A 21,726-nucleotide genomic window follows, 5' to 3' on the forward strand; every position below is an offset into this window, starting at 1 on the left:
GTTTTTAGTAAAAAGTATTAAGTTGCTACCGCAACAGCCAAATGGGTAACAACTTAACACGTACTAACTATGCGATATTATGGCTAAATCGCTCCGTGTTAAGGTGCTTCTCTCCCAGGGCCCAATAAGGGACATAGAAAGTAGACATCTTCATCATCCATCATGCTGTTATCATTGGCATCAACCCACCAACGACCACCATAATAACCTACATCCGTGGGACCAAACTCAGTTTGAACGCCAGTTGGGCCTGCCATTTCAAGCTTTTGAAAATTGCTCGTTCCATTATAGGGCAAAGGTTTCAGTAAGAGCGTATCGTAATACAAGTCCTGAGAAGTGACATAAATGATTGCTTGACCAGGCTTACCAATGCCTTTTGAATGACCGTTGGCATTAGCTGTAGATGCTGTAAAAACGATAGTACTCATTAGAGTGACCGCTAATATTGATTTGTAGATAGTCATAATAGTGCGTTCCTCTTTCGGTTGCCCTGCACTTTCATCAAGCACAGGAACTTAGAATGTGAACCACGATCATTAGATTGTGACCCGTTTACCCGTAGTTAATTTTAGGGTTGATAACGTATACGATGATTGAACTAAAATAGTTACAGATAAAATGTGACTTTTTCAAAAAATTGAAACGTATTTTTTGGGGTACAGTGCGCTAGTGTTGTTATAATGCCGATACAAATAAGCTAACGATGAAAAATTTAGTACTTATCAACGCCATTAATACAAACAAAAAAGGCTAGTACACTTCACTGTACTAGCCTTTTCAAATCAATACTTTTCAATGAATTAGTGATTTTCAGAAACCATATTTGTAGTATGTTTGCTTTACGACAAAGTGCCTTATCCAATCTTAGGGAATTTCTCTTTCATTTTATCAAAAATCAACTCAGCTATTGCCTTAAAACCGTCAGAAGTTGGGTGAATTTCATTCAACCACTCTTTTTTTCCATTTAAAGTTCCACGAGACTCCACAACAATAAACCTATCTCTATTAGCACTTATAGATAAAAGCTCTTCCCCAATTTTTTCCATAAAAATTTTGATAACGTCCGCTTGCAACTCTTCCTTAATATTTACCTCATCCATAAACCTCTTCATCCAAGCTTTGGTTTTGATTAAGCCACCTAGAAACACTCCACCTGTTAATGATGGGTATGGGTAATCATAAGTGTGTGTAATAACAACAGTGTCTGGACTATAGTGATCTCGTATATCTAAAAGCTCTTGATACGCGAGCCCTATTTGTTTGACCTTTCGATCCAAACGGGAAATATTCACACATTCTTCAGCAGTTGTGTACGACGCACCATCACTATTTAAAAAACGTTCAAAATCACTATTTCCAACAATATCATTTCCTCCACCACTAAATAACAACAAATCGATTGGTTTTCTGTTGCTCTTCTTTGTATGCCACCGCAAAATATCAACAAGCTTATGCTTCTGCTTGCCTGATACCATATCAACTGCCTCATCACCATTAGACGCCATAGAGTAAAAGTTTGCTTTCTTTTTTGTCCACTTACTAATATGACTTATTAAATTTGAAGGTTTTCCTGCGATAATCCATTTAGGGGGATACGCAAACCAGGAATCCCCTTCACTTACAATATTGAGACGTTCAGGAAACCTTTCCATCATCAGTAAAAATTCATTTTTATTTGACGTTTTTCTTTTTATTCTTAAGCGATCAAGATTTCCTGTTGATAAAGGCATGAACTTTACTTCCTTTTTAGATTATTGTTGAATTTGACAAGGAAGCTGGTATTCATCTAATAAATCAACTCCCTGAATTTTTATATTACCCATAATTGCATTATTACATTTGTTTATATGACCTAAGATTAAATTAATATCGACCGCTTGATTTCTTCTGACAGGATCATCAATGTCGTTTCCGAAATGATGTAGTCCAACAAGTTGATGATATTTATTAAATATTGGTGAGCCTGAACTACCACCATAAGTATCACAGGTATGTCCAAAGTCAGTGTGATAATTCTTGGAAACACCTTCAAGCTCATTACCATCAACCTTACAATTCACTCTTGTCACCTTCTTAGGATCTCCTTCAGGATGGTGAATCAAATATAAACTATGATTTTTCCATTCATCATCATTTACTACTTTCAACTTGTTATATTGAGTAGTTGGAGCCTCTTTATCCAATGATAAAACTGCATAATCAAGCAATTTGTTTCCTGAGATAAAAGCTGCACAAGCCATTGTTTTGTCCTCGACATTAGGCGGTCGATAGTAATCAAATACAAGTTCAGTATTTAAACAGGTATCTTGACTATTAATACAATGATAATTTGTAAGTACTAACTGATCCGAAACTAAAAAGCCTGTACATGTGTTTTCTTCTTCATCAATGGAGCTTTCAACAAATCTGATTAACGCTACTCCTTTTCCGTTATTCTTAATACTCTCGTTTCCAAACGTATCAGCGTAATCTTCCCAGTCAGGGGTTTCATCACCTATTATTGATTTGGGCGACTTTGGAACCACCTGAAATATATATTTGTCTATTTTGAAAACTGGGGCACTCTCTGCATTTGTTGCGCTAACATCAATGGTTATAGAAGAGCTATAGATACGTTTACTCCAAGCTTCATTTTTGGAGTCAATATCTTGATAATTGACAACAGTTTCAGATATATCCCCCTTGTTTAAATAAACCTTCCAGCCATCGCTCTTATTAAATTTATTAAAAACAAAATGCACCCTAATATATTGACTTGTTTCTTTAGGGTAAAACGTTTGAGCTAACTTCCAAGAATTGTCCTGAGAATTTTCATATGCGGTTGGAGAGTGAATAGGACTTACTAGTGAAACGGCCTTACCACTAACAGTTTTATATCCAGTAAGATCCAAATTGTTGGCAAATACAGTAGAAGAATAAATACTGAACTTAATTAAAACCAAGTATACAAATACCTTGTTCATATATTTTTTCCAGCAGATACGTATAAATCAGCAATGTCACTTAATCTTATTTTTAATTTCTTTCCGCCAGTTCTAAATCTAAATTTATCATCTTCTTTTTGAAAGTCATAAACATCTGAAGGCTGAAACTTAACTCCTGTAAGCTTCTTTAATTCATAACCAGTTGGCTTTTTTTCTTCAACATACATCACTGTCCAGTTTTTTTTATCATGGTTATACCAAATACGCTTAATATCCTTTAATTTGAGAGCTATCCTGTTCTCTTCGTCTAAATGATCAACCCCTGGAGGATAAAGAAATATAGATTGGCCTCGATTATGACTAAAATAACCATGGTATGTCTTCTTAGCTCCACTTCTCAGTTTAATCACATCTCGTCTGACATTATCTATAGCTCGCTCAACATTGAGTGTACCGGAAACAACTTTTTCATTTATATATTCGGAATTAAGATCTGCCGTGTACATTAATCTAAAACGCACTTGTCTGGGAAATAAGTTAGGGTCCATAGACTTTACAAGTGCAGCGGCCCCACTAACAAATGCTGTGGCTTGAGAAGTACCATCATATTCACCATAACCATTCTCAAAAGTAGCACTAAGCACTTTTTCTCCTGGTGCTGCTATATCAATAACTTCTTTCCCATAAAACGAAGGTGATAAGATGTTGTTCATACTATTATTTGCTGCAGTAACCGTAATAGCGTGTTCAATATGTTTAGCGCATACTGCCAGCCGATTGCAATCATAAATGGTAGATTCTGATAACTCTTGTGACTCACCATTTTTTGCATCACCAGCAGCAATAACGAATAGCATAGAATCTGAGCGCAGCACTCTCTGATACCAGCTACTTGGCTGAAGTGGCCTTCTTTGACCGTTTTTAGGGTCATCCATCGCCCAGCTAATATTCACTATATCTGCAGACTCGTTATTAATATCATGTAGTATCGATACTAAATTCTTGTTTAAAATATTATGACCAACAATATCACCAAAAGGATGCAACCCAACTATCCCTTTACCATTATTTTTAGCTGCTATAATAGCCGCAATTGATGTTCCATGATCTTTTTCTGTTGTCTTTAATTTACATTTTGCCGAAGAAACTGATTCGCAAGAACCATTTGAAAATATATTATGATTTAGATCTTCATTACAAAAGTCGTGATGATTTGCATTAATTTCGCTAGCTTCAAGTATCGCAATTTTTGCTAAACCATCTTGCTCTAAAGCCCTAAGCATTAAACTAGAGAACTTAACTTTTTCTTTAAGTTCTTTTTTATAAGAATCTTCACTTGAACCACAAGAATTAGAAGAGTCTTCAGCTGGTATACTTAAAGATTTATAGGCTGCATTATTATCCAAATCTGTAAAAGATATTTCCCATGGATTGATTTTATGGGGAGTATTAGAATTAAAATATAAAGTACTAGTAGGAACATAAGCTTCCATTGAATACTCTGTTAATTTGATCTTTAAAGTCACGTTTGATTTTTGATGTTTTCGGCTTTCCTCTGCAAGCAGTAAGTAAGCATTCTTATACTTTTCTATGTCACCACTAGATAGAAAATAAGCTCGTCCTATTTCATCTATTTTTTTGAGTGAAGGTTTAACATCATCTAAGCCGGAGCGCAGTATAATACGCCTTTCATATTCATTTTGCTTTATTCCCATATTAGGTACAACGATTGACTCATCGAAAGAGTATAAAACAGAACCATTCCGACATTCTTTATCCGGATTTAACTTACAAATTAAATCATCCAGCTCTCTTGGATAGCCTTTAGGTACTATATTTTCGTCGATGACCTTGGTTGACAACCGTTTAGCACTCTTTCCATCAACAGAAATAGATGACGTTTTTAATTGAGAAATTTCATTTAAATAATCATAAAATAAGGCAATATTTCTCGACACATCGCCTTTATCAAAAGTAACTAGAACTCTAGACAAATTTTCTGAGTTTTTTGGCTTATTTTGAAAATCACTTAGGACACTTACCAACTCTTCATCAGGCTTGTTTCTAAATGCATCTCCTGGACCAGCTACCCTTTGAGCGTCTACCAATGGAAATACATTTTTTAGTAAATACTCTTCTACTTTTTCCCAATCTGCTCCGACTTTGTCAGCATTTTCATGCTTCTCATTGGCCAGCTCTAAGATTTTTGCGCCATGGTTAATAGGATCTAAGCTTTTACTATTGAGTTCCACTTCATCAATTATCAATTCAGTTGGAAGTTCGTCAGCTTTAGCATGTAATTTTGTGTTTTGATTAGTATAAGAATGAAATTCAATTACCCGACCCTTGCCGAACTTTTCAACACCATTTTCCCAATACTTTTTATCTTCTCTTTCTACGTGACCGTCAAAGTAGGAATCTTGAATCATATGCATTAGACTTCCTAATGCTGTAGCTTTAGTCCGTTCACTTTGAAACAATGTAATGATATCGCGCTCATAAACACTAGCGTCTTTGTCAAATAGCTTTCTGATTCCTTCTATTTCAACATCCTTGAGCCTCGTTTCACGATGAATTCTCCCAGTACCTACCTTGTAGGTAAACTCGGCCCAAAGCATCATTTTTTCTAAAGTAGCTGATGCTGGCTCTCCATCTTTTGCCGCCATAGAATGAATGAACTGTAAATCACCGAAATGACTCCTTGCTAATAGGTTATCTCCATTCTTATGAAAATGTTTATTCTTAGCTTGCTTCTTAGCTTTTAAAAAATCTAAATACCACTTAATTCCCCATGTATCTGCTTTTTTGCTATTTTTGTCTGACCATAACAAAACCGTTGGGTCATCATTCCAAAAAGCACCTCTGATATAGGCCCGTATAGCTTTCTTCTTATTCTTTTTAGATTTGGTAATTAGTACATTTGAAAGCTCCAATGATTTTTTTGTAAGATTTTCATGAACATCTGAACCATAAAACCAAGTAGCCTTTAAAGCAGCTTCATCTGTAGAAAGCTTGTTTTCCTGACTAGCAATTAGACATAAAGCCTTAAGTTTTTGGTTTACTTCAGAGGCTTGTTCATTTTCTTCACACTTCAATTTAATTTGTTGGGTTTTATCCTCTAACTCAAATACATGAGCAAGTGCATTTGAAGGATAAAGTGCAATACATAATACTAATATGAACAGAGATGATATTGAAAAAAGGCTAGAAGTAAATTTAGATTTTATTGATTGCATCTCAACTTCCTTGTTTAAACAAACTTGTAATTTAGCCTACTCTTCTCAATTAGAATTTCAAGTATAAAATTTAAACTAATTTTTCCGATTTGTAAGTTAGCACTATTCCTTTTAGAGCTCTTCATTTTATTTCATATAACAGGTTAATATTTATAGATTAGTTAACCTCAGCTCGGGATAAAATTTTGAACTAATTGCCTGTTCCACGCTCCGATCTTTCGACCAAAAAACACCAGAAAGAAAAGGAACAGGCGTGAATAAGTTAGTTGAAATATTTTGTGATGTCGATGATTTTTGTCGTGTATTTATGCCTGAATGGGAAAAGCAATGTTTAAGCGATGGCACTCGAAAGCGGAACAGAGCTTGCCGTATGTCAATGAGTGAAATAATCACTATTATTATTGCTTTTCATACTTCTCATCATCGTGATTTCAAAAATTACTATAAAGGCTTCATTAGCCAGTTCTACCGCAAGCATTTTCCAACGTTGCTGAGTTATACGCGATTCTTAGAGGTTATACCCCAAGCGATTGTGCCATTATCAAGCTATTTCAATATACTCAAAGGCGATGCTACAGGCATTGAATTTATTGATTCGACCAGCATCAAGGTATGTCATAACTTGCGCATTCCTCGGCACAAAACATTTTTAGGTATCGCCGAGCGAGGCAATGGAACGATGGGCTGGTTTTATGGTTTCAAGTTGAATTTAGTGACCAATTATCGAGGGGAAATTGTTGATGCAAAACTCACTACAGGGAATGTTCATGATACCAAGCCTGTCATGGCGCTGAGCAAGAAATTATCAGGCAAGCTTTATGCGGATAAAGGCTATATCAGTAAAAAACTGACGGAAAACTTAAAAGAAAAAGGTGTTGATTTGGTGACAACAGTTCGCCGCAATATGAAAGCAAAAGCCTTATCCATGTGGGATAAGACAATGTTATCTCGGCGTTATATTATAGAAACCATTAACGATCAATTGAAAAACATTTCTCAGATTGAACATTCGCGCCATCGAAGTGCGAGTGGTTTTATGTTGAATTTACTCGGTAGGTTGGTGGCTTATTGTCTTAAAGAAAACAAGCCAACACTTAATCTTACTGACGTTGAGCGAAATGCTATGGTTACTGCTTAAACCGATCTGAGGTTAGTTAACAAGAGCTAATTACATAACAATTAATCAGCTTACAAAAAAAAGGCTAGTACACTTCACTGTACTAGCCTTTTCAAATCAATACATTTCAGTGAATTAGTGATTCTCAGAAACCATATTGATGGTATATTTCGGAATCTCTACCACTAAATCTTCGTCAGCTACAATCGCTTGGCAGCCAAGGCGTGATTCAGGTTCTAAACCCCACGCTTTGTCTAGCATGTCGTCTTCTAATTCGTCTGTTTCTTCAAGCGAGTCAAAGCCTTCACGAATAATCACATGGCACGTGGTACATGCACATACTTTTTCACATGCATGTTCGATATCAATATCGTTCTTTAGTGCCACGTTCAGTACACTTTCACCCGCTTCAGCTTCAACGGCTGCGCCATCTGGACAGAGTTCTTCGTGTGGTAAGAAAATAATTTGTGGCATGTTTTACACCTCATCAACCGAATGACCAGACAGCGCTGTGCGAATAGATGAATCCATTCTGCGTTCTGCAAATGCCGCTGTACTGTCGTTTAACTTTTCAATAGCGCGTTCGATGTCATCGGCACTATTCCCTTGACTAACTTGTGCAAGTTCATTGATAGCTTGATTGATTTTCGCTATCTCTTGCTCATTTAATAATTGACTGTCAGCCGCTAGTGCAGATTGTACTGATTCAATCACACGAGCCGCTTCTACTTGCTGCTCTTTAAGCATACGTGCGTCAATATCTTCTTTGGCATTAGCCATTGAATCTTTTAACATTTGGGCTATTTGCGATTCTTCTAAACCAAATGATGGTTTAACCTCAATGCTCGCCTCAACACCTGTTGATTTTTCCATTGCAGAGACTTGCAATAAACCGTCAGCATCAACTTTAAACGTTACACGAATATGCGCAGCACCTGCCGTCATCGGTGGAATACCGCGAAGTTCAAAGCGCGCTAATGAGCGACAATCGTCAACCAACTCGCGTTCACCCTGTAATACATGAATCGCCATCGCCGTTTGACCATCTTTAAATGTGGTAAACTCTTGCGCCTTTGCCACAGGAATGGTTGTGTTTCTGGTGATAACCTTCTCTACCAGCCCGCCCATGGTTTCTAAGCCAAGTGACAGCGGAATAACGTCAAGCAATAACATGTCGCTATCTGGCTTATTACCCGCCAAAATATCAGCTTGAATTGCTGCACCAATCGCTACAACTTTATCTGGATCAATTGATGTTAATGGCGTGCGTTTGAAAAATTGCTCAGCTTCGCTACGTACTAACGGCACACGCGTTGAACCGCCTACCATTACTACTTCTTTGACATCTTCAGCGCGTACTTCGGCATCTTTCAATGCTCTACGACATGCACGCATAGTACGAGAAACCAGTGGCTTAATGAGTTCATTAAAGGCGGCTTTAGTTAGCGTGTATTGCCACGTTTGATTTTCAGGCAACGCAATCGTGATGTCTGTTGCATCACTCGCAGACAATGCTTCTTTTGCGCGGCACGCATGTTCAGACAATTGACGTTCAAGTGATTTTGTTAGTGGACGTTGCAGATCAGCTTGTTCAATTAAATGATCAACGATCACAACATCAAAGTCATCGCCACCTAACGCTGAGTCACCACCGGTCGCTAAAACTTCAAATACGCCTTTGTTGAGCCGTAAGATTGAAATATCAAAAGTACCACCACCTAAGTCATAAACCGCAATTACGCCTTCTTGATGACTGTCTAAGCCATAAGCAACCGCAGCTGCTGTCGGCTCGTTCAACAAGCGAAGCACTTTTAAGCCCGCTAATTTAGCCGCATCTTTTGTGCTTTGACGTTGCGCATCATCAAAATACGCTGGCACAGTAATAACCGCCCCAGTTAATTCACCACCAAGTGCTTCTTCAGCGCGTTGGTTTAGCTTTTTCAAAATTTCAGCAGACACTTCTACAGGGTTAATCGCACCACGGCGTGTCATAAGCTCAGGATGATTATCATCGCCAGTGAACTGATATGGCAATGATGGATATTTGCTTTCAATGTCTTGTAGAGAGCGTCCGATAAGCCGCTTCGCTGAAACAATAGTATTTTCAGGATCAGAAACGGCGAAGGCTTTAGCAGCGTGACCCACTAAAGTATCATCTGCTTGATAACTTACGATAGAAGGAAGAATATCTTTGCCAGTGCCATCAGCCAACGTTTCAGCTATGCCACTTTTTACAGTAGCGACTAATGAGTTAGTAGTACCTAGATCGATACCAACTGCCAGGCGATGTTCATGAGGAACGGTACTTTGACCGGGTTCAGCAATTTGTAATAGTGCCATTTGGGGCTCTTTTTCAAATGATTGATTATGTGATGACGAAAGCACCACATGTTAGATTGATAAAACTAGTCTTCGAATAGCAAATCTTCAAGGCGATCAAGTTCAACGTGTAACTTCTGATAGAACTTCAATTTTCTCAAATTGTCGCATGCTGCCTTATTTGACTGTTCAGAGTTTTCTTTGAGCTGAATCTGCATTTCTCTGAATAACTGTTCAAATTCCACTTCGAGAATTTGGCTCACTTCAAATATCGCACTGTCTATGTCATCAGCGTATTTTACTTCTGCCAGCATCTCGCGTAATTCCATTTGACGCATTAAGAAACTGCTATCGGTAAATGATGCCTGCTCATTCGGCATATCAACACCACGAAGAGTCAGCATGTATTCAGCACGCTTAAGCGGATTTTTTAGTGTTTGAAACGCATCGTTAACCAGCGTTGATTTTTTAACAGCTAATGCCTGTTCTTGGGCTGAAGCATGTGCAAACTTATCAGGATGTACACTTTTTTGAATCGCCTGATAACGTTCGGTTAATTTATCTAAATCGATGGCAAACTTACTCTCAATGCCAAAAATTTCAAAATAATTCACAACTACTCCAGCACCAATAATGCGGTTAACTACACGTTAAAGCTTTCACCACACCCACATTCGCCTTTAGCGTTTGGATTGGTGAATTTAAACCCTTCGTTAAGACCTTCTTTTACGAAGTCTAACTCTATGCCTTCAAGGTATACTAAGCTTTTGGTGTCGATAATGATTTTCACATCCTCAACATCAAAAACCTGATCATCTTCATTTAGCTCGTCAACAAATTCCATCACATACGCAAGGCCTGAACATCCAGTTGTTTTAATGCCTAAACGCAAGCCAATGCCTTTGCCACGATTACTAATGAAACTTCTTACACGTTCTGACGCTGACGGCGTCATAGTAACACTCATACCGCTACCTTAAGTTTAGCTATTCTTACTACGATAATCGTCTAATGCTGCTTTGATTGCATCTTCCGCTAAAATCGAACAGTGGATTTTAACCGGCGGTAATGCCAATTCTTCAGCAATTGCGGTGTTTTTAATTTCAGCCGCTTCTTCAACGCTCTTACCTTTTACCCACTCGGTAACTAAAGAACTTGAGGCAATCGCTGAGCCACAACCATAAGTTTTAAACTTCGCATCTTCGATGATACCTTCTTCAGTTATTTTTAACTGAAGCTTCATTACGTCACCACACGCTGGCGCACCAACCATACCTGTTGCTACTTGCGGATCGTTTTTATCCAAAGAACCAACGTTTCTTGGATTTTCATAATGATCGATTACTTTTTCACTATAAGCCATAATACTTTTCCCCCGATAACTCTTAGTGAGCTACCCATTCAACTGAATCTAAATCAATACCGTCTTGGTACATTTCCCAAAGAGGTGACATTTCTCTTAAATGTGTAATTGCTTTTTGAATAAGCTCGATTGCGTAATCAACTTCTTCTTCTGTGGTAAAGCGACCAAAACTAAAACGAATAGAGCTATGAGCCATCTCGTCATTTAAGCCCAATGCACGTAATACGTACGAAGGCTCTAAACTTGCTGAAGTACAGGCAGAACCTGAAGAAACCGCTAAGTCTTTTAACGACATAATTAGCGACTCACCTTCAACAAAATTAAAACTAATATTTAAGTTACCTGGATAACGTTGATCAATATCGCCGTTAACAAACACCTGCTCCATTGATTTTACGCCATTCCATAAACGATCACGCATTGCTGTTACGTGCGCTAAATCTTTCGCCATTTCTTCTTTAGCGATGCGACACGCTTCACCCATACCAACGATTTGGTGAGTCGCTAATGTTCCTGAACGCATGCCGCGCTCATGACCACCGCCGTGCATTTGCGCTTCTAAACGGATACGTGGTTTACGACGAACGTATAATGCACCGATACCTTTAGGGCCATACATTTTGTGGGCAGAAATTGACATTAAATCAACTTTTAACTTTTGTAAGTCTATGTCGATTTTACCAACACTTTGTGCCGCATCCACGTGGAAGACAATCTTACGAGAACGGCATAGTTCACCAATTTTCTCGATGTCTTGAATCACACCAATTTCGTTGTTTACGTGCATAATGCTCACAAGCACTGTATCTTCGCGCATTGCTTGTTCAAGCTTGCCTAAGTCGATTAAACCATTATCTTCAGGGTCTAAGTAAGTCACTTCAAAGCCAACACGTTCAAGTTCGCGACAAGTATCTAACACTGCTTTGTGCTCAGTTTTAGAGGTAATAATGTGTTTACCTTTTTTCGAGTAAAACTTAGCAGCGCCTTTAATAGCTAAGTTGTCTGATTCTGTCGCACCAGAGGTAAAAACGATCTCGCGTGGATCAGCGTTAAGCAATTCAGCCACTTGATTACGTGCAATATCTACTGCCTCTTCTGCCTGCCAGCCAAATTTGTGCGAGCGAGAAGCAGGGTTTCCGTAAAAACCATCGGTTGTCATGTATTGCATCATTTTTTCAGCAACACGTTTATCAACAGGTGTTGTTGCTGAGTAATCAAAATAAATAGGAAGCTTCATTGGCTTACTTTCTCCAATTGAGTTTCTCTGCTGCCCTAGCAGTCACTCATAATACTTGTAGTTGCAATTAATGTTTCGAGACTATTTTTACCAGACATTTTTAACTGCTGGTTATCTTGTCGTTCCGAAACCATACGAACATTGCGTTGTTCAACGAGCTCTGACAACGAAATGCTTTGTAAAAATTCTTCAATTCGGTGGCTTAAATCAACCCATAATGAATGAGTTAAGCATTGATTGCCTGATTGACAATCACCTTTGCCACCACATCTAGTCGCATTGATGCTTTCATCAACTGCTGAAATAACATCTGCCACCGCGATTTGCGCCGAACATCGTCCTAGGCGATAGCCACCACCTGGCCCACGTATGCTATGTACTAATCCATGTTTGCGTAACTTAGAAAATAGTTGTTCTAAGTAGGAAAGAGAGATACCTTGACGCTCCGAAATATCAGCTAACGGCACAGGCCCTTGCTCGGCATGTATTGCTACATCCAGCATGGCTGTCACGGCATAACGCCCTTTTGAAGTTAGTTTCATTCAGTACCCCTACGAATTTGCCGCGCAATTGTACATAACCCTACAAAATAGTCAAACAAATACTTGAGCAATTTACTCAGGTATTGTAACCCACACCCATCAGGAGTCAACAATACTTGAGTAAATAACTCAAGTATTTGATACCGATTCGATATTAGTTAGCATTAAGCGGCATAAAACGAAAAAGAGAAGTGATTACTCACTTCTCTTTTTCACAAATATACTTATGTTTCATAACGGGGTTATATTTCAGGATCAAATGCGTCAACGTGTGCTTTTCGGCGAGCAGCTGCGGCTTTTTCATCTTCATCGAACTCGCGAACGTTAAGTTCAGGCAGTGCGTCTTGGCACACTTCACCACCTAAGCGATTCACTTCTTTGCATAAATCAGCCACTTTGTTATCCATCAAGTGAACGTGATCAAGCAATCTACCAATCGCCTTTGCCACTGGATCAGGGTTATCAGCCGAAACCGCATAGGCATCAAAGCCATATTTTTTTGCCGCGTCTTTTCGGCTATCGTCAAACTCTGTCGGTTTAGCTTTGATAATTTTTCCCGGAATACCGACCGCGGTAGCATTATCAGGCACATCTTTTACCACAACCGAGTTAGAGCCTACCTTGCCGTTGTTGCCGATAGTAATTGGACCAAGGATTTTCGCTCCGGCTCCAACTACCACATTATCAAGTAGTGTTGGATGGCGTTTACCTTCTTTCCAACTAGTACCACCAAGTGTTACCCCTTGGTATAGTGTGACATCATCGCCAATTTCGGCAGTGCCGCCAATCACTACCCCCATACCATGGTCAATGAAAAAGCGACGGCCAATGGTTGCTCCGGGATGGATTTCAATACCTGTTAGCCAACGAGAAAAAGTTGATAAAGAACGCGCCAACCATTTCCAATCTCGCTTCCACAACTTGTGGCTAACACGATGAAGCCAAATAGCATGAAGACCAGGGTAATTGGTCAACACCTCAAACATATTTCGTGCGGCAGGATCTCTATCAAAGACACTATTAATATCTTCTTTGATACGGCTAAACATAACGGTTCCTTTATCTTACTTTTTCTACTTATAGGTTATTCTTCGTTCTTACGACCTTTAGCAGCTTTTTCAACTGAAGCCAGAATGCCTCGCATCATCTTCAATTCTTTTGCATCAGGTCGAGCGCGATTAAACAATCGACGCAACTTAGTCATTACCAAACCTGGGTGGCTTGGAATAATAAACCCGGTTTCTGTTAATGCTCTTTCAAAATGTTCATAAAAGCGTTCAGTTTCTGCAACGACAGGATACTCTTCTTCGTCTTGGCTTTCATATGGCTGATTTTGATGTTCCAAAAACGCCATTCTCACTTCATAGCTTAGTGTTTGTACGGCCATTGCCAAGTTTAATGAACTGTACTCCGGATTCGCCGGAATCTGCACATGAAAATGACATAACTGCAGTTCTTCATTGGTGAGACCACTGCTTTCGCGACCAAATACTAAAGCAACTGGATAGTCGCTCACTTCACTGATCATTTTTTTACCGCATTCACGCGGCTCTAACATTGGCCAAGGCAAGGTACGAGAACGCGCACTGGTACCAACAACTAAACCACAATCCGCTGTCGCTTCTTCTAATGTTGAAACGACCTTTGCATTAGCCAATACATCAGTGGCACCAGCAGCTAATGCTTGTGCCTGACCATTTGGCATTTCAATTGGATCAACCAAAATAAGTTGGCTTAGTCCCATCGTTTTCATCGCTCTGGCCGCCGAACCAATATTACGGCAGTCGGAAGTGTTCACTAAAACTATACGTACTGAATCTAACATTTTGTCAATTTACTCAATTTATTTGCCTACTACCCTACGGAGTTCATCATCACCAAATCAGCACACGCTGCTAGTATTTCGTCTATATAAAGTAGTAATGTGGACGACTTTAAAATTAAGCGAATATTAACATAGAACCTTATCCTTGTACTGACAAAAAATCATCTGCTTTATCGCGGGTTTCTAGTGCTATTCAATCTGTATTATTTGATTTTTGTCTAAATAACCGTTGTGCCAGATTGGCATTGACGTTTTTGATTGATGTGTTTTTAGCAAGCAAAGCTCGTGTATTGAGCTATAACTAGTTAACAACAAAGGCGAAAAATTGAAGTAAATAAATCATCGCGCGTTACGTAAAACATTGCTATAATGTGCGCCGCTTAAATTCTCGATGAATTTACTTTCGTTCTTTTTAAAAACTGTTTAACAACTTTTAAAGGTAATAGTGTATGCACCCTATGCTTAATATTGCTGTGCGTTCTGCGCGCGCCGCTGGAAATATCATTGTTCGCGCATTTGAACAAGCTGACAAACTAGAAATTGAATCTAAAGGCACTAATGATTTAGTAACAAACGTTGATAGGAACGCAGAGCAAGCTATTATTGATGTAATCAAAAAAGCATACCCTACACACACTATTATCAGTGAAGAATGTGGTGTTGTTGACGGTGAAGACAGTGACTATCAATGGATTATCGATCCACTTGACGGTACAACAAATTTCATCAAAGGTATTCCTCATTTTGCCGTATCAATTGCATTAAAAGTAAAAGGCAAACTAGACCAAGCAGTGATTTACGACCCAATTCGTGGCGAGTTATTCACAGCAAGCCGTGGCAATGGCGCTCAACTGAATGGTTTCCGTATTCGTGTTAAACAGTCAAAAGAACTTACTGGTGGCGTATTAGCGACTGGTTTCCCTTTCAAAAAGAAACATCACTTAGATGCATACCTAGAGATGTTTAAAACTTTATTTACTAAAACATCTGACATTCGTCGTGCAGGTTCTGCCGCGCTTGACTTAGCTTATGTAGCAGCTGGTCGTGTGGATGGTTTCTTCGAAATCGGATTAAAACCTTGGGATACTGCTGCAGGCGAACTGCTTGTTATTGAAGCGGGCGGATTAGTCACTGACTTTACTGGTGGCCATAATCATCAAAAATCTGGCAACATTGTGGCAAGTAGCACACGTGTTTTGAAAGAAATCTTAAAAGATATTCGCCCACACTTAGGCGAAAGTTTAAGCAAGTAATCGAAAGACTTATTCCTAAAACGGCATTGCAGACATAACACTGCAATGCCGTTTTTTTTTGTTGTGCCTAACTAGTTTCCATTAGGTTTGGCAAGTGTTTATTGTCTGATTGAATAAACTCGACAAATGCATCGGCCTCCAACGGCTTGCTATACCAATAACCCTGAATTTCTTCGCAGCCAAGTTTCGTCAAAAAGTCTACGTGAGTTTGTTCCTCTACACCTTCAGCAATTAATGATAGATTCAAGCTCTTACCTAAAGATACGATCGATTGGACTATCGCTTTATCTTCATCATTATTGTGACAATCTCGAATGAATGACTGGTCGATTTTAAGTTTATCGATTGGCAACCTTTTTAAATAAGACATCGAAGAATAACCTGTTCCAAAATCATCAATGGATAGATGAATGCCAACAGATTTTAGCTGCTCAAGCAAAGTTACCATGTGTACTTCATTATGCATGAACACACCTTCGGTGATCTCTAACTCAAGATTTTTAGCCGGTAGTTGCGCTGCCTCAAGGGCTTTCATCACCATTTGGCAAAAATGAGGATGTGAAAACTGGCGCGGTGACACATTCACCGCGATTACAATATCGCTATATCCAAGTGTGACCAGCTTTTTCGCAAAGTGGCAGGCTTGCTCTAGTATCCAACGCCCCATCGACACAATTAAACCGGATTGCTCAGCCAATGGAATAAAGTCTGCCGGTGACACGATTTCGCCATTATGTCGCCAACGCACTAAGGTTTCTAATCCTTTGATTCGCTGAGACGTTAAATCAAGCTGTGGTTGGAAAACTAAAAACAACTCATTCTTTTCTACAGCATTACGCATCGCATCGAGTAATTTGGCATTTTGGCCTAACCCCTCTGCTATCTCTTGTTTAAACAAGCAAAAGTTTTCGTGTTCATTTTCTACCGAAATCGCCAGTGCACTGTGGGCATTCTTTAATATGCCGTCAAACGATTCGCCATGCTCTGGGTAACAAGCAAAACCAAAGTCTAATTCAACAAAGAAATCGCCAAATACCGTGGTAACAGGATGTTCAATAATTGAAGAAATATGACTGGTCAGCTTTTGCAATGACAAACTGTTTACACGCTTAGTGCACATAATGGCGAATTTACTGTTACTCGTTTGGTAAAAGACAATACCACTGTCGAGGTTCTTGCTAATTAATGATGCAAGCGCAGCAACGAGTGTCGATGCGGCTTCCACGCCCATGGCGCTTACTTGACGACTAAATCCTCTTATCGCGATCAACCCTAATGAGAACGGCTTGTCTTGTTCAATTAACTCATTTAAGTCTTCGCGCAATTTGAACTGATTAGGCAAGTTAGAGTTTTGATCGTAAAAGGCTAGATGCTTAACTTTTTGCTCGGCGATTCTGCGCTCAGTAACATCCCAAATATGAATATCGTAAGCGTCAATTTCTCGATGCCAATGTATGCTAGTTTGTAAAATCCGGTATTTAAACTCCGTCTCTACAGTCAACGTAGCATCTTCGACAGTCGCCAATTGCTGCCGCAAATCGTAAAAGTTACTGGGTACCAACAATGTTACATCTTCAACTTCAGCACCAACACGTAGTAATAGTTTTTCGCACGCAGGATTGGCAAATACAACCTCCCCCACATTATTAACACTTAAGATTGGATTAGGGTTTCGTTGAGAAAACAACGCTAAACGCGTGTTCTTGGCTTGTGTGAGTGCGTATTGCCTAATATACCACGCGACAACGGCACTAATGAGTACAATAGAAATACCATAAAAAACCACTACCCAATGGGTGCGGTTCATTTGTGCTAGGGTTGCGTGATGTCCTTCTTGAACAGCCACTTCCGTTTGTTGTTCGATAATAGACAAGGTTGGGATCAAGCCAACACGAATATCAGATATTTGCTGCAAAATGTCGCGCAAATCATCCCAATTATCTTCATCCAACTGCATTTTTTGGTGAAATAGCGCAAAAAGTTTCTCTATTTTTGCCTGACCATCAGTGAATAGTTTTGCTTCTTTGGCAAATCGAGCTTGCGTTAGAATCGCATGGCTATGCATTTGAATTGTCGCTTGAATGCGCGCGGTATTTTGAACAAATGGTTCGCTTTCTTGCGAGCGATAATATTCGTAAATAATGCGTTCTTGCTCGCTTAAGTCCGCTATGATTTCACTGATACTAATTAGTACGGGTATGCGTTTTTCTACTAAATCAACCGCATTGTTCTGAACATTCTCCGTCGACTTATAAACCAGTACTGATAATCCAAGCCCCAATAATAGTGCCAGTCCTGCAAGTATTGATGCTCTAATTAAGTACGGTTTTACCATTGACTTCATAAGTTAGCTCTAGTTCCTTTTTATAACCAGACACGCAAACGCCTTATTTAATTTCTTTTCAATGCTGTTTTCTCTGTTTCACTGACTTTGCGAATTCTCTGCCATTACGAAATGCAATCGAATTCATATACATCACTGTATAGCATAGATTATTCAAGCATTAGCATTTAACAATTTTTCAAGTTAACATGCTCTCACGTGTTCGTTAAGAAGTAGATGCGAAGTTATGTCGTTCTCGCAATGCCCTCATAAACAGGAATTCAAATCAGGTGAAGTCGCTTTAATAGGCTGCGGACCAGGCGATCCCGATTTACTAACGGTACAGGCATATCGGTTTATTCAACAAGCCGAAGTGGCCATTTTTGATCGTTTGGTCAGTGACGAGGTCATGGCACTTTTGCCGGAGACTTGCGAGAAAATTTATGTTGGTAAGAAACAGGCGCTGCATAAAGTACCGCAATCAGGCATCAATCAATTGCTTGTTGACCATGCTAAGCGAAATAAGAAAGTTGCCCGACTTAAAGGCGGCGATCCTTTTGTGTTTGGCCGGGGCGGTGAAGAAGCGCAATTTTTACTGGCGAATAACATCGCCTGTCATATTGTGCCAGGTATGACCGCCGCATCGGCCTGCTCCGGTTATGCTGCCATTCCACTGACTCATAGAGAAGTATCGCGCAGCTGCAGCTTTATCACTGGGCATGTAAGTAATAACGGTGAATTGGCGCTGCCTTGGGAAACGTTAACTAACCCCGAGCAAACCATTGTCTTTTACATGGGTGTAAAAAGCTTGCCAATCATCACTCAACAATTAATAGAAGCAGGGCGCAAAGCGACCACCCCTGCCGCATTAATTGAGCGCGGCACAACGAAAAAGCAACGTATATTTCGCGGCGAATTGTACAATTTAAATACCCTTGTAGAACAACATCACATTAAACCGCCTTCGTTAATTATCATTGGTGATGTGGTTAATACTTTTAACGAAAAACAGCTGTTAAATTTAGGCTATTTGTCGCCATCTGGTTAACCTGTTACCAAGCTGTAAGGTGTTGTTGATAATGTCTTAAGCGCTATGTTCCCTTGCTTACTTGTTATCGAAATGTAGCAATTTCAATTAATTTTGATAAGCTAAGTCGAAATTAGAATCACATGGATTTTCTATGGAAGAAGTAATACAAAGTAACCAACAGCTGGACATTGACCAAATTCCAGAAATAGCTGCCCAGACATTCACCCCATTGGCACCTGCTTATGCAAAAATAAACCTGACAATACACCTTATTATTACATTTTTGCCTCCACTGGTAGCCCTCGTGCTTTTATTCTTGCCATTCATATCGCTGACTGGCGATAACAAAACGGCCATTAGTTATTTAAGCCTCGGTTGGATCGTTTTAATGAGCATGTTCAGCATCTACCGCTTTAAAGCCAATCGTATAAAGGGATATGCGGTACGTGAATTAGATATAAGCTTGAAAACAGGATTGTTTTTCCAACGAATTGTCAGTCAGCCAGTGCTTCGCATCCAGCACGTAGAAATTGAACGCGGGCCTTTGGAGCGCAAGTATGGACTTGCCACGTTGCAAGTATTCAGTGCAGGGGGCGCATTATATACTTTTCAAATTCCTGGACTTCCGGTTAAAACAGCCGAAAGTATTCGTCAATTTTTGTTAAGCCATAAAGACACACAACACCATGGATAACATTTCTTCAGTACCAGAACAGCCACCCGAGACAGCGCAACCTAGCGTACGTGAGTGGCAGCGTATTTCTCCTATTGCGATGATGTATTTCTTGTTTAAGTTTTTTCGCGTACTTGCTGGAAATATTGTTTACTTAGCGCCTGCTATTATTTTTGGCTATAAAACCGTAACAGAAAATTTAGCGATCTCGATTCCAGTTCTTATCGCATTATTATCTCTTTTCTTGCTCAGTACATTTTTAAGTTATTACTTTTTTCAATTTAGGTTAGTCAACCAACACGTACATATTCGCTCAGGTGTATTCGCAAAAAAGCATGTCAACCTGCCCTATGAACGTGTACAAAACATTCAGCTACTTGAACCGGTTTATTATCGGCCATTTGGCTTTACCTGTTTGCAACTGGACACTGCGGGTTCAAACAAGCAAGAAGCCAACATTGTCGCTCTGCCAATGTCACAGGCACTAGCAATAAAAGCTGAAATTTTAAGTCACAATGTGCACCACTTGAATGAAGCAACGCTAAATAGCGAGGACAATTCTCAAGAAGAATCTCTTTCAGCACCTGTAGATAACACTATTGCACAGCCTCAAACCTCTGGTAATGAACAGGTTTTAATCACTCGCAGTTTAAGAGATTTGGTCATTCATGGTTTGTCGAACAATCGCATATGGATATTTTTGGGCGGTCTAACACCATTTTTCGAACAGGTTGAATCGCTGCTTGTTTCTATCGCACAAATACTAGGGATCGATATTGAACTTTTTATCGACACCTATGTTGTTACACCATGGCAAATAGCGACGTTTGCCATTGCCATGTTTTTACTTCTCAGCGTTGTCATTATGTCGTTATCAGTGCTTGGCTCAATTGTTTCCTACTACGGATATACATTGACTAAACATAGTGACAGATACGTTAGAAAAAGTGGCTTGCTGAGTAAACATGAAGTCACTATGAAGCAAAGTCGTCTGCAAATGATTATAAGCTCCCAAAGCTGGCTCGATCGCCTATTTAAACGGACTAATTTGAAATTTGAACAAAACAGCAGTCAATCATCACACGATGGTATGCCGAATAACGACAATAAAATTATTGTACCGTCAGTGACTTATCAAGAAAGGTCGGAACTGGTAAATGATGCCTTCCCAGAAAACTTTTTAGATCACACACACTTTAAGGCAATTAGTAAATTTTTTATTGTGCGCTATGTGCTGTACTGGTTTACCCCAATGCTTTTAATCGCTTGTGGATTTCTTTGGACAATAGAAAAAATCAGCTTAATACCACTGCCATTCACTGTATTTGCGTTGTTATCTGCGATGGTCTATTTTCGTTGGCGGCGTTGGGGCTATAGTCGAGACGAAGCGTTCATCTATGTGCGTAAAGGGTTTATTGGTACTGACCACTACTGTTTTCCAATCGCTAAGGTGCAGCAAACGAGATGGCACCAAAGTGTATTTCAGAAGAAAAGACAGTTATGTCGCGTGCAATTTGTTTTAGCAAGTGGCTCAGTAAGCGTTCCTTATATGCCACAAGATGAAGGCCTGAATTATTGTGACTATGCGCTCCACCAAGTAGAAACACTACGACAGCCTTGGATGTAATGCCATTTATTATCAAGAATAAGAGTGAGCGGATTTTATGTAAGCCTATGCTGTTTATATTAGATATGCTCACACTTCGATTGTTCGTACCTCACACTCATCGAACGATACGATACAGATGTTTTGAATGCGTTCGATGTAATGGTCTCCTCCACCCATAATCGGCATCTATGTGCCATGATTGTAGTGTTAACTCAACAATCAAAATGGAGAAGACCATGACTAACTTTAGTGTATTAGCAATAGATTTAGCAAAA

Annotated in this window: 19 protein-coding genes; 5 read left to right on the forward strand and 14 right to left on the reverse strand. The window is 39.4% G+C overall.

Features of this window, described 5'->3' with window-relative positions; all coding sequences use genetic code 11:
- Positions 1-98: 98 nt before the first annotated feature.
- The 4 genes from ACSLUK_RS15960 to ACSLUK_RS15975 all read right to left on the reverse strand — a co-directional run bounded on the left by ACSLUK_RS15960 (position 99) and on the right by ACSLUK_RS15975 (position 6,160).
- A complete protein-coding gene (locus ACSLUK_RS15960) occupies positions 99-464 on the reverse strand; it encodes a hypothetical protein (RefSeq protein WP_448549673.1) in 366 nt (121 codons plus the stop codon).
- Positions 465-854: 390 nt separating this feature from the next.
- Positions 855-1,730 (reverse strand): hypothetical protein, encoded by an 876-nt coding sequence (locus tag ACSLUK_RS15965; RefSeq protein ID WP_448549674.1) that lies wholly within the window; start codon positions 1,728-1,730, stop codon positions 855-857.
- A gap of 21 nt (positions 1,731-1,751) precedes the next feature.
- Entirely contained in the window at positions 1,752-2,963 is a 1,212-nt protein-coding gene (locus tag ACSLUK_RS15970) for a trypsin-like serine peptidase (protein WP_448549675.1), read from the reverse strand.
- Positions 2,960-6,160 carry a S8 family serine peptidase gene (locus tag ACSLUK_RS15975; protein ID WP_448549676.1) on the reverse strand — a complete coding sequence of 1,067 codons (3,201 nt, stop codon included), beginning with the start codon at positions 6,158-6,160 and terminating at the stop codon, positions 2,960-2,962. Before ACSLUK_RS15975 ends, ACSLUK_RS15970 begins: the two co-directional genes overlap by 4 nt.
- A gap of 253 nt (positions 6,161-6,413) precedes the next feature.
- Between ACSLUK_RS15975 and ACSLUK_RS15980 the strand changes: the two genes are divergently transcribed.
- Positions 6,414-7,298: an IS982 family transposase gene (locus ACSLUK_RS15980; RefSeq protein WP_448549677.1), complete on the forward strand. Its 885-nt coding sequence runs from the start codon at positions 6,414-6,416 to the stop codon at positions 7,296-7,298.
- A gap of 114 nt (positions 7,299-7,412) precedes the next feature.
- On the opposite strand, the gene fdx is transcribed toward ACSLUK_RS15980, so the two are convergent.
- From fdx to trmJ, 9 genes are all read right to left on the reverse strand, one after another.
- Positions 7,413-7,751, reverse strand: coding sequence for an ISC system 2Fe-2S type ferredoxin (gene fdx / locus ACSLUK_RS15985; RefSeq protein ID WP_448549678.1), 339 nt, complete (start codon positions 7,749-7,751; stop codon positions 7,413-7,415).
- A gap of 3 nt (positions 7,752-7,754) precedes the next feature.
- On the reverse strand, positions 7,755-9,617 hold the full coding sequence (hscA, locus tag ACSLUK_RS15990; RefSeq protein WP_448549679.1) for a Fe-S protein assembly chaperone HscA: 1,863 nt from the start codon (positions 9,615-9,617) through the stop codon (positions 7,755-7,757).
- Between the two features lie 65 nt (positions 9,618-9,682).
- On the reverse strand, positions 9,683-10,210 hold the full coding sequence (hscB, locus tag ACSLUK_RS15995) for a co-chaperone HscB (RefSeq protein WP_448549680.1): 528 nt from the start codon (positions 10,208-10,210) through the stop codon (positions 9,683-9,685).
- Between the two features lie 29 nt (positions 10,211-10,239).
- A complete protein-coding gene (gene iscA, locus ACSLUK_RS16000) occupies positions 10,240-10,563 on the reverse strand; it encodes an iron-sulfur cluster assembly protein IscA (RefSeq protein WP_448549681.1) in 324 nt (107 codons plus the stop codon).
- Between the two features lie 15 nt (positions 10,564-10,578).
- Positions 10,579-10,959 carry a Fe-S cluster assembly scaffold IscU gene (iscU, locus tag ACSLUK_RS16005; RefSeq protein ID WP_448549682.1) on the reverse strand — a complete coding sequence of 127 codons (381 nt, stop codon included), beginning with the start codon at positions 10,957-10,959 and terminating at the stop codon, positions 10,579-10,581.
- Positions 10,960-10,981: 22 nt separating this feature from the next.
- A complete protein-coding gene (locus tag ACSLUK_RS16010) occupies positions 10,982-12,196 on the reverse strand; it encodes an IscS subfamily cysteine desulfurase (protein WP_448549683.1) in 1,215 nt (404 codons plus the stop codon).
- Positions 12,197-12,231: 35 nt separating this feature from the next.
- Positions 12,232-12,738, reverse strand: coding sequence for a Fe-S cluster assembly transcriptional regulator IscR (iscR, locus tag ACSLUK_RS16015; protein WP_448549684.1), 507 nt, complete (start codon positions 12,736-12,738; stop codon positions 12,232-12,234).
- Positions 12,739-12,980: 242 nt separating this feature from the next.
- The gene (gene cysE / locus ACSLUK_RS16020; protein WP_448549685.1) at positions 12,981-13,787 is read right to left on the reverse strand and encodes a serine O-acetyltransferase; all 807 of its coding nucleotides are present in this window, start codon (positions 13,785-13,787) and stop codon (positions 12,981-12,983) included.
- A 35-nt stretch (positions 13,788-13,822) separates the two neighbouring features.
- The gene (trmJ, locus tag ACSLUK_RS16025) at positions 13,823-14,563 is read right to left on the reverse strand and encodes a tRNA (cytosine(32)/uridine(32)-2'-O)-methyltransferase TrmJ (RefSeq protein ID WP_448549686.1); all 741 of its coding nucleotides are present in this window, start codon (positions 14,561-14,563) and stop codon (positions 13,823-13,825) included.
- A gap of 449 nt (positions 14,564-15,012) precedes the next feature.
- Between trmJ and suhB the strand changes: the two genes are divergently transcribed.
- Entirely contained in the window at positions 15,013-15,816 is an 804-nt protein-coding gene (suhB, locus tag ACSLUK_RS16030; protein WP_448549687.1) for an inositol-1-monophosphatase, read from the forward strand.
- 67 nt (positions 15,817-15,883) lie between these two features.
- Here the strand turns inward: suhB and ACSLUK_RS16035 are convergent, their stop codons facing one another.
- Positions 15,884-18,160 (reverse strand): putative bifunctional diguanylate cyclase/phosphodiesterase, encoded by a 2,277-nt coding sequence (locus tag ACSLUK_RS16035; RefSeq protein ID WP_448549688.1) that lies wholly within the window; start codon positions 18,158-18,160, stop codon positions 15,884-15,886.
- A gap of 226 nt (positions 18,161-18,386) precedes the next feature.
- Here ACSLUK_RS16035 and cobA point away from each other — a divergent pair, with 226 nt between their 5' ends.
- The 3 genes from cobA to ACSLUK_RS16050 all read left to right on the forward strand — a co-directional run bounded on the left by cobA (position 18,387) and on the right by ACSLUK_RS16050 (position 21,469).
- Positions 18,387-19,187, forward strand: coding sequence for a uroporphyrinogen-III C-methyltransferase (gene cobA / locus ACSLUK_RS16040; protein WP_448549689.1), 801 nt, complete (start codon positions 18,387-18,389; stop codon positions 19,185-19,187).
- Between the two features lie 133 nt (positions 19,188-19,320).
- Positions 19,321-19,863 (forward strand): PH domain-containing protein, encoded by a 543-nt coding sequence (locus ACSLUK_RS16045; protein ID WP_448549690.1) that lies wholly within the window; start codon positions 19,321-19,323, stop codon positions 19,861-19,863.
- A complete protein-coding gene (locus ACSLUK_RS16050; RefSeq protein WP_448549691.1) occupies positions 19,856-21,469 on the forward strand; it encodes a PH domain-containing protein in 1,614 nt (537 codons plus the stop codon). The genes ACSLUK_RS16045 and ACSLUK_RS16050 overlap by 8 nt, the downstream gene beginning before the upstream one ends.
- Positions 21,470-21,726: the final 257 nt, after the last annotated feature.

The organism is Thalassotalea fusca (assembly GCF_053485835.1).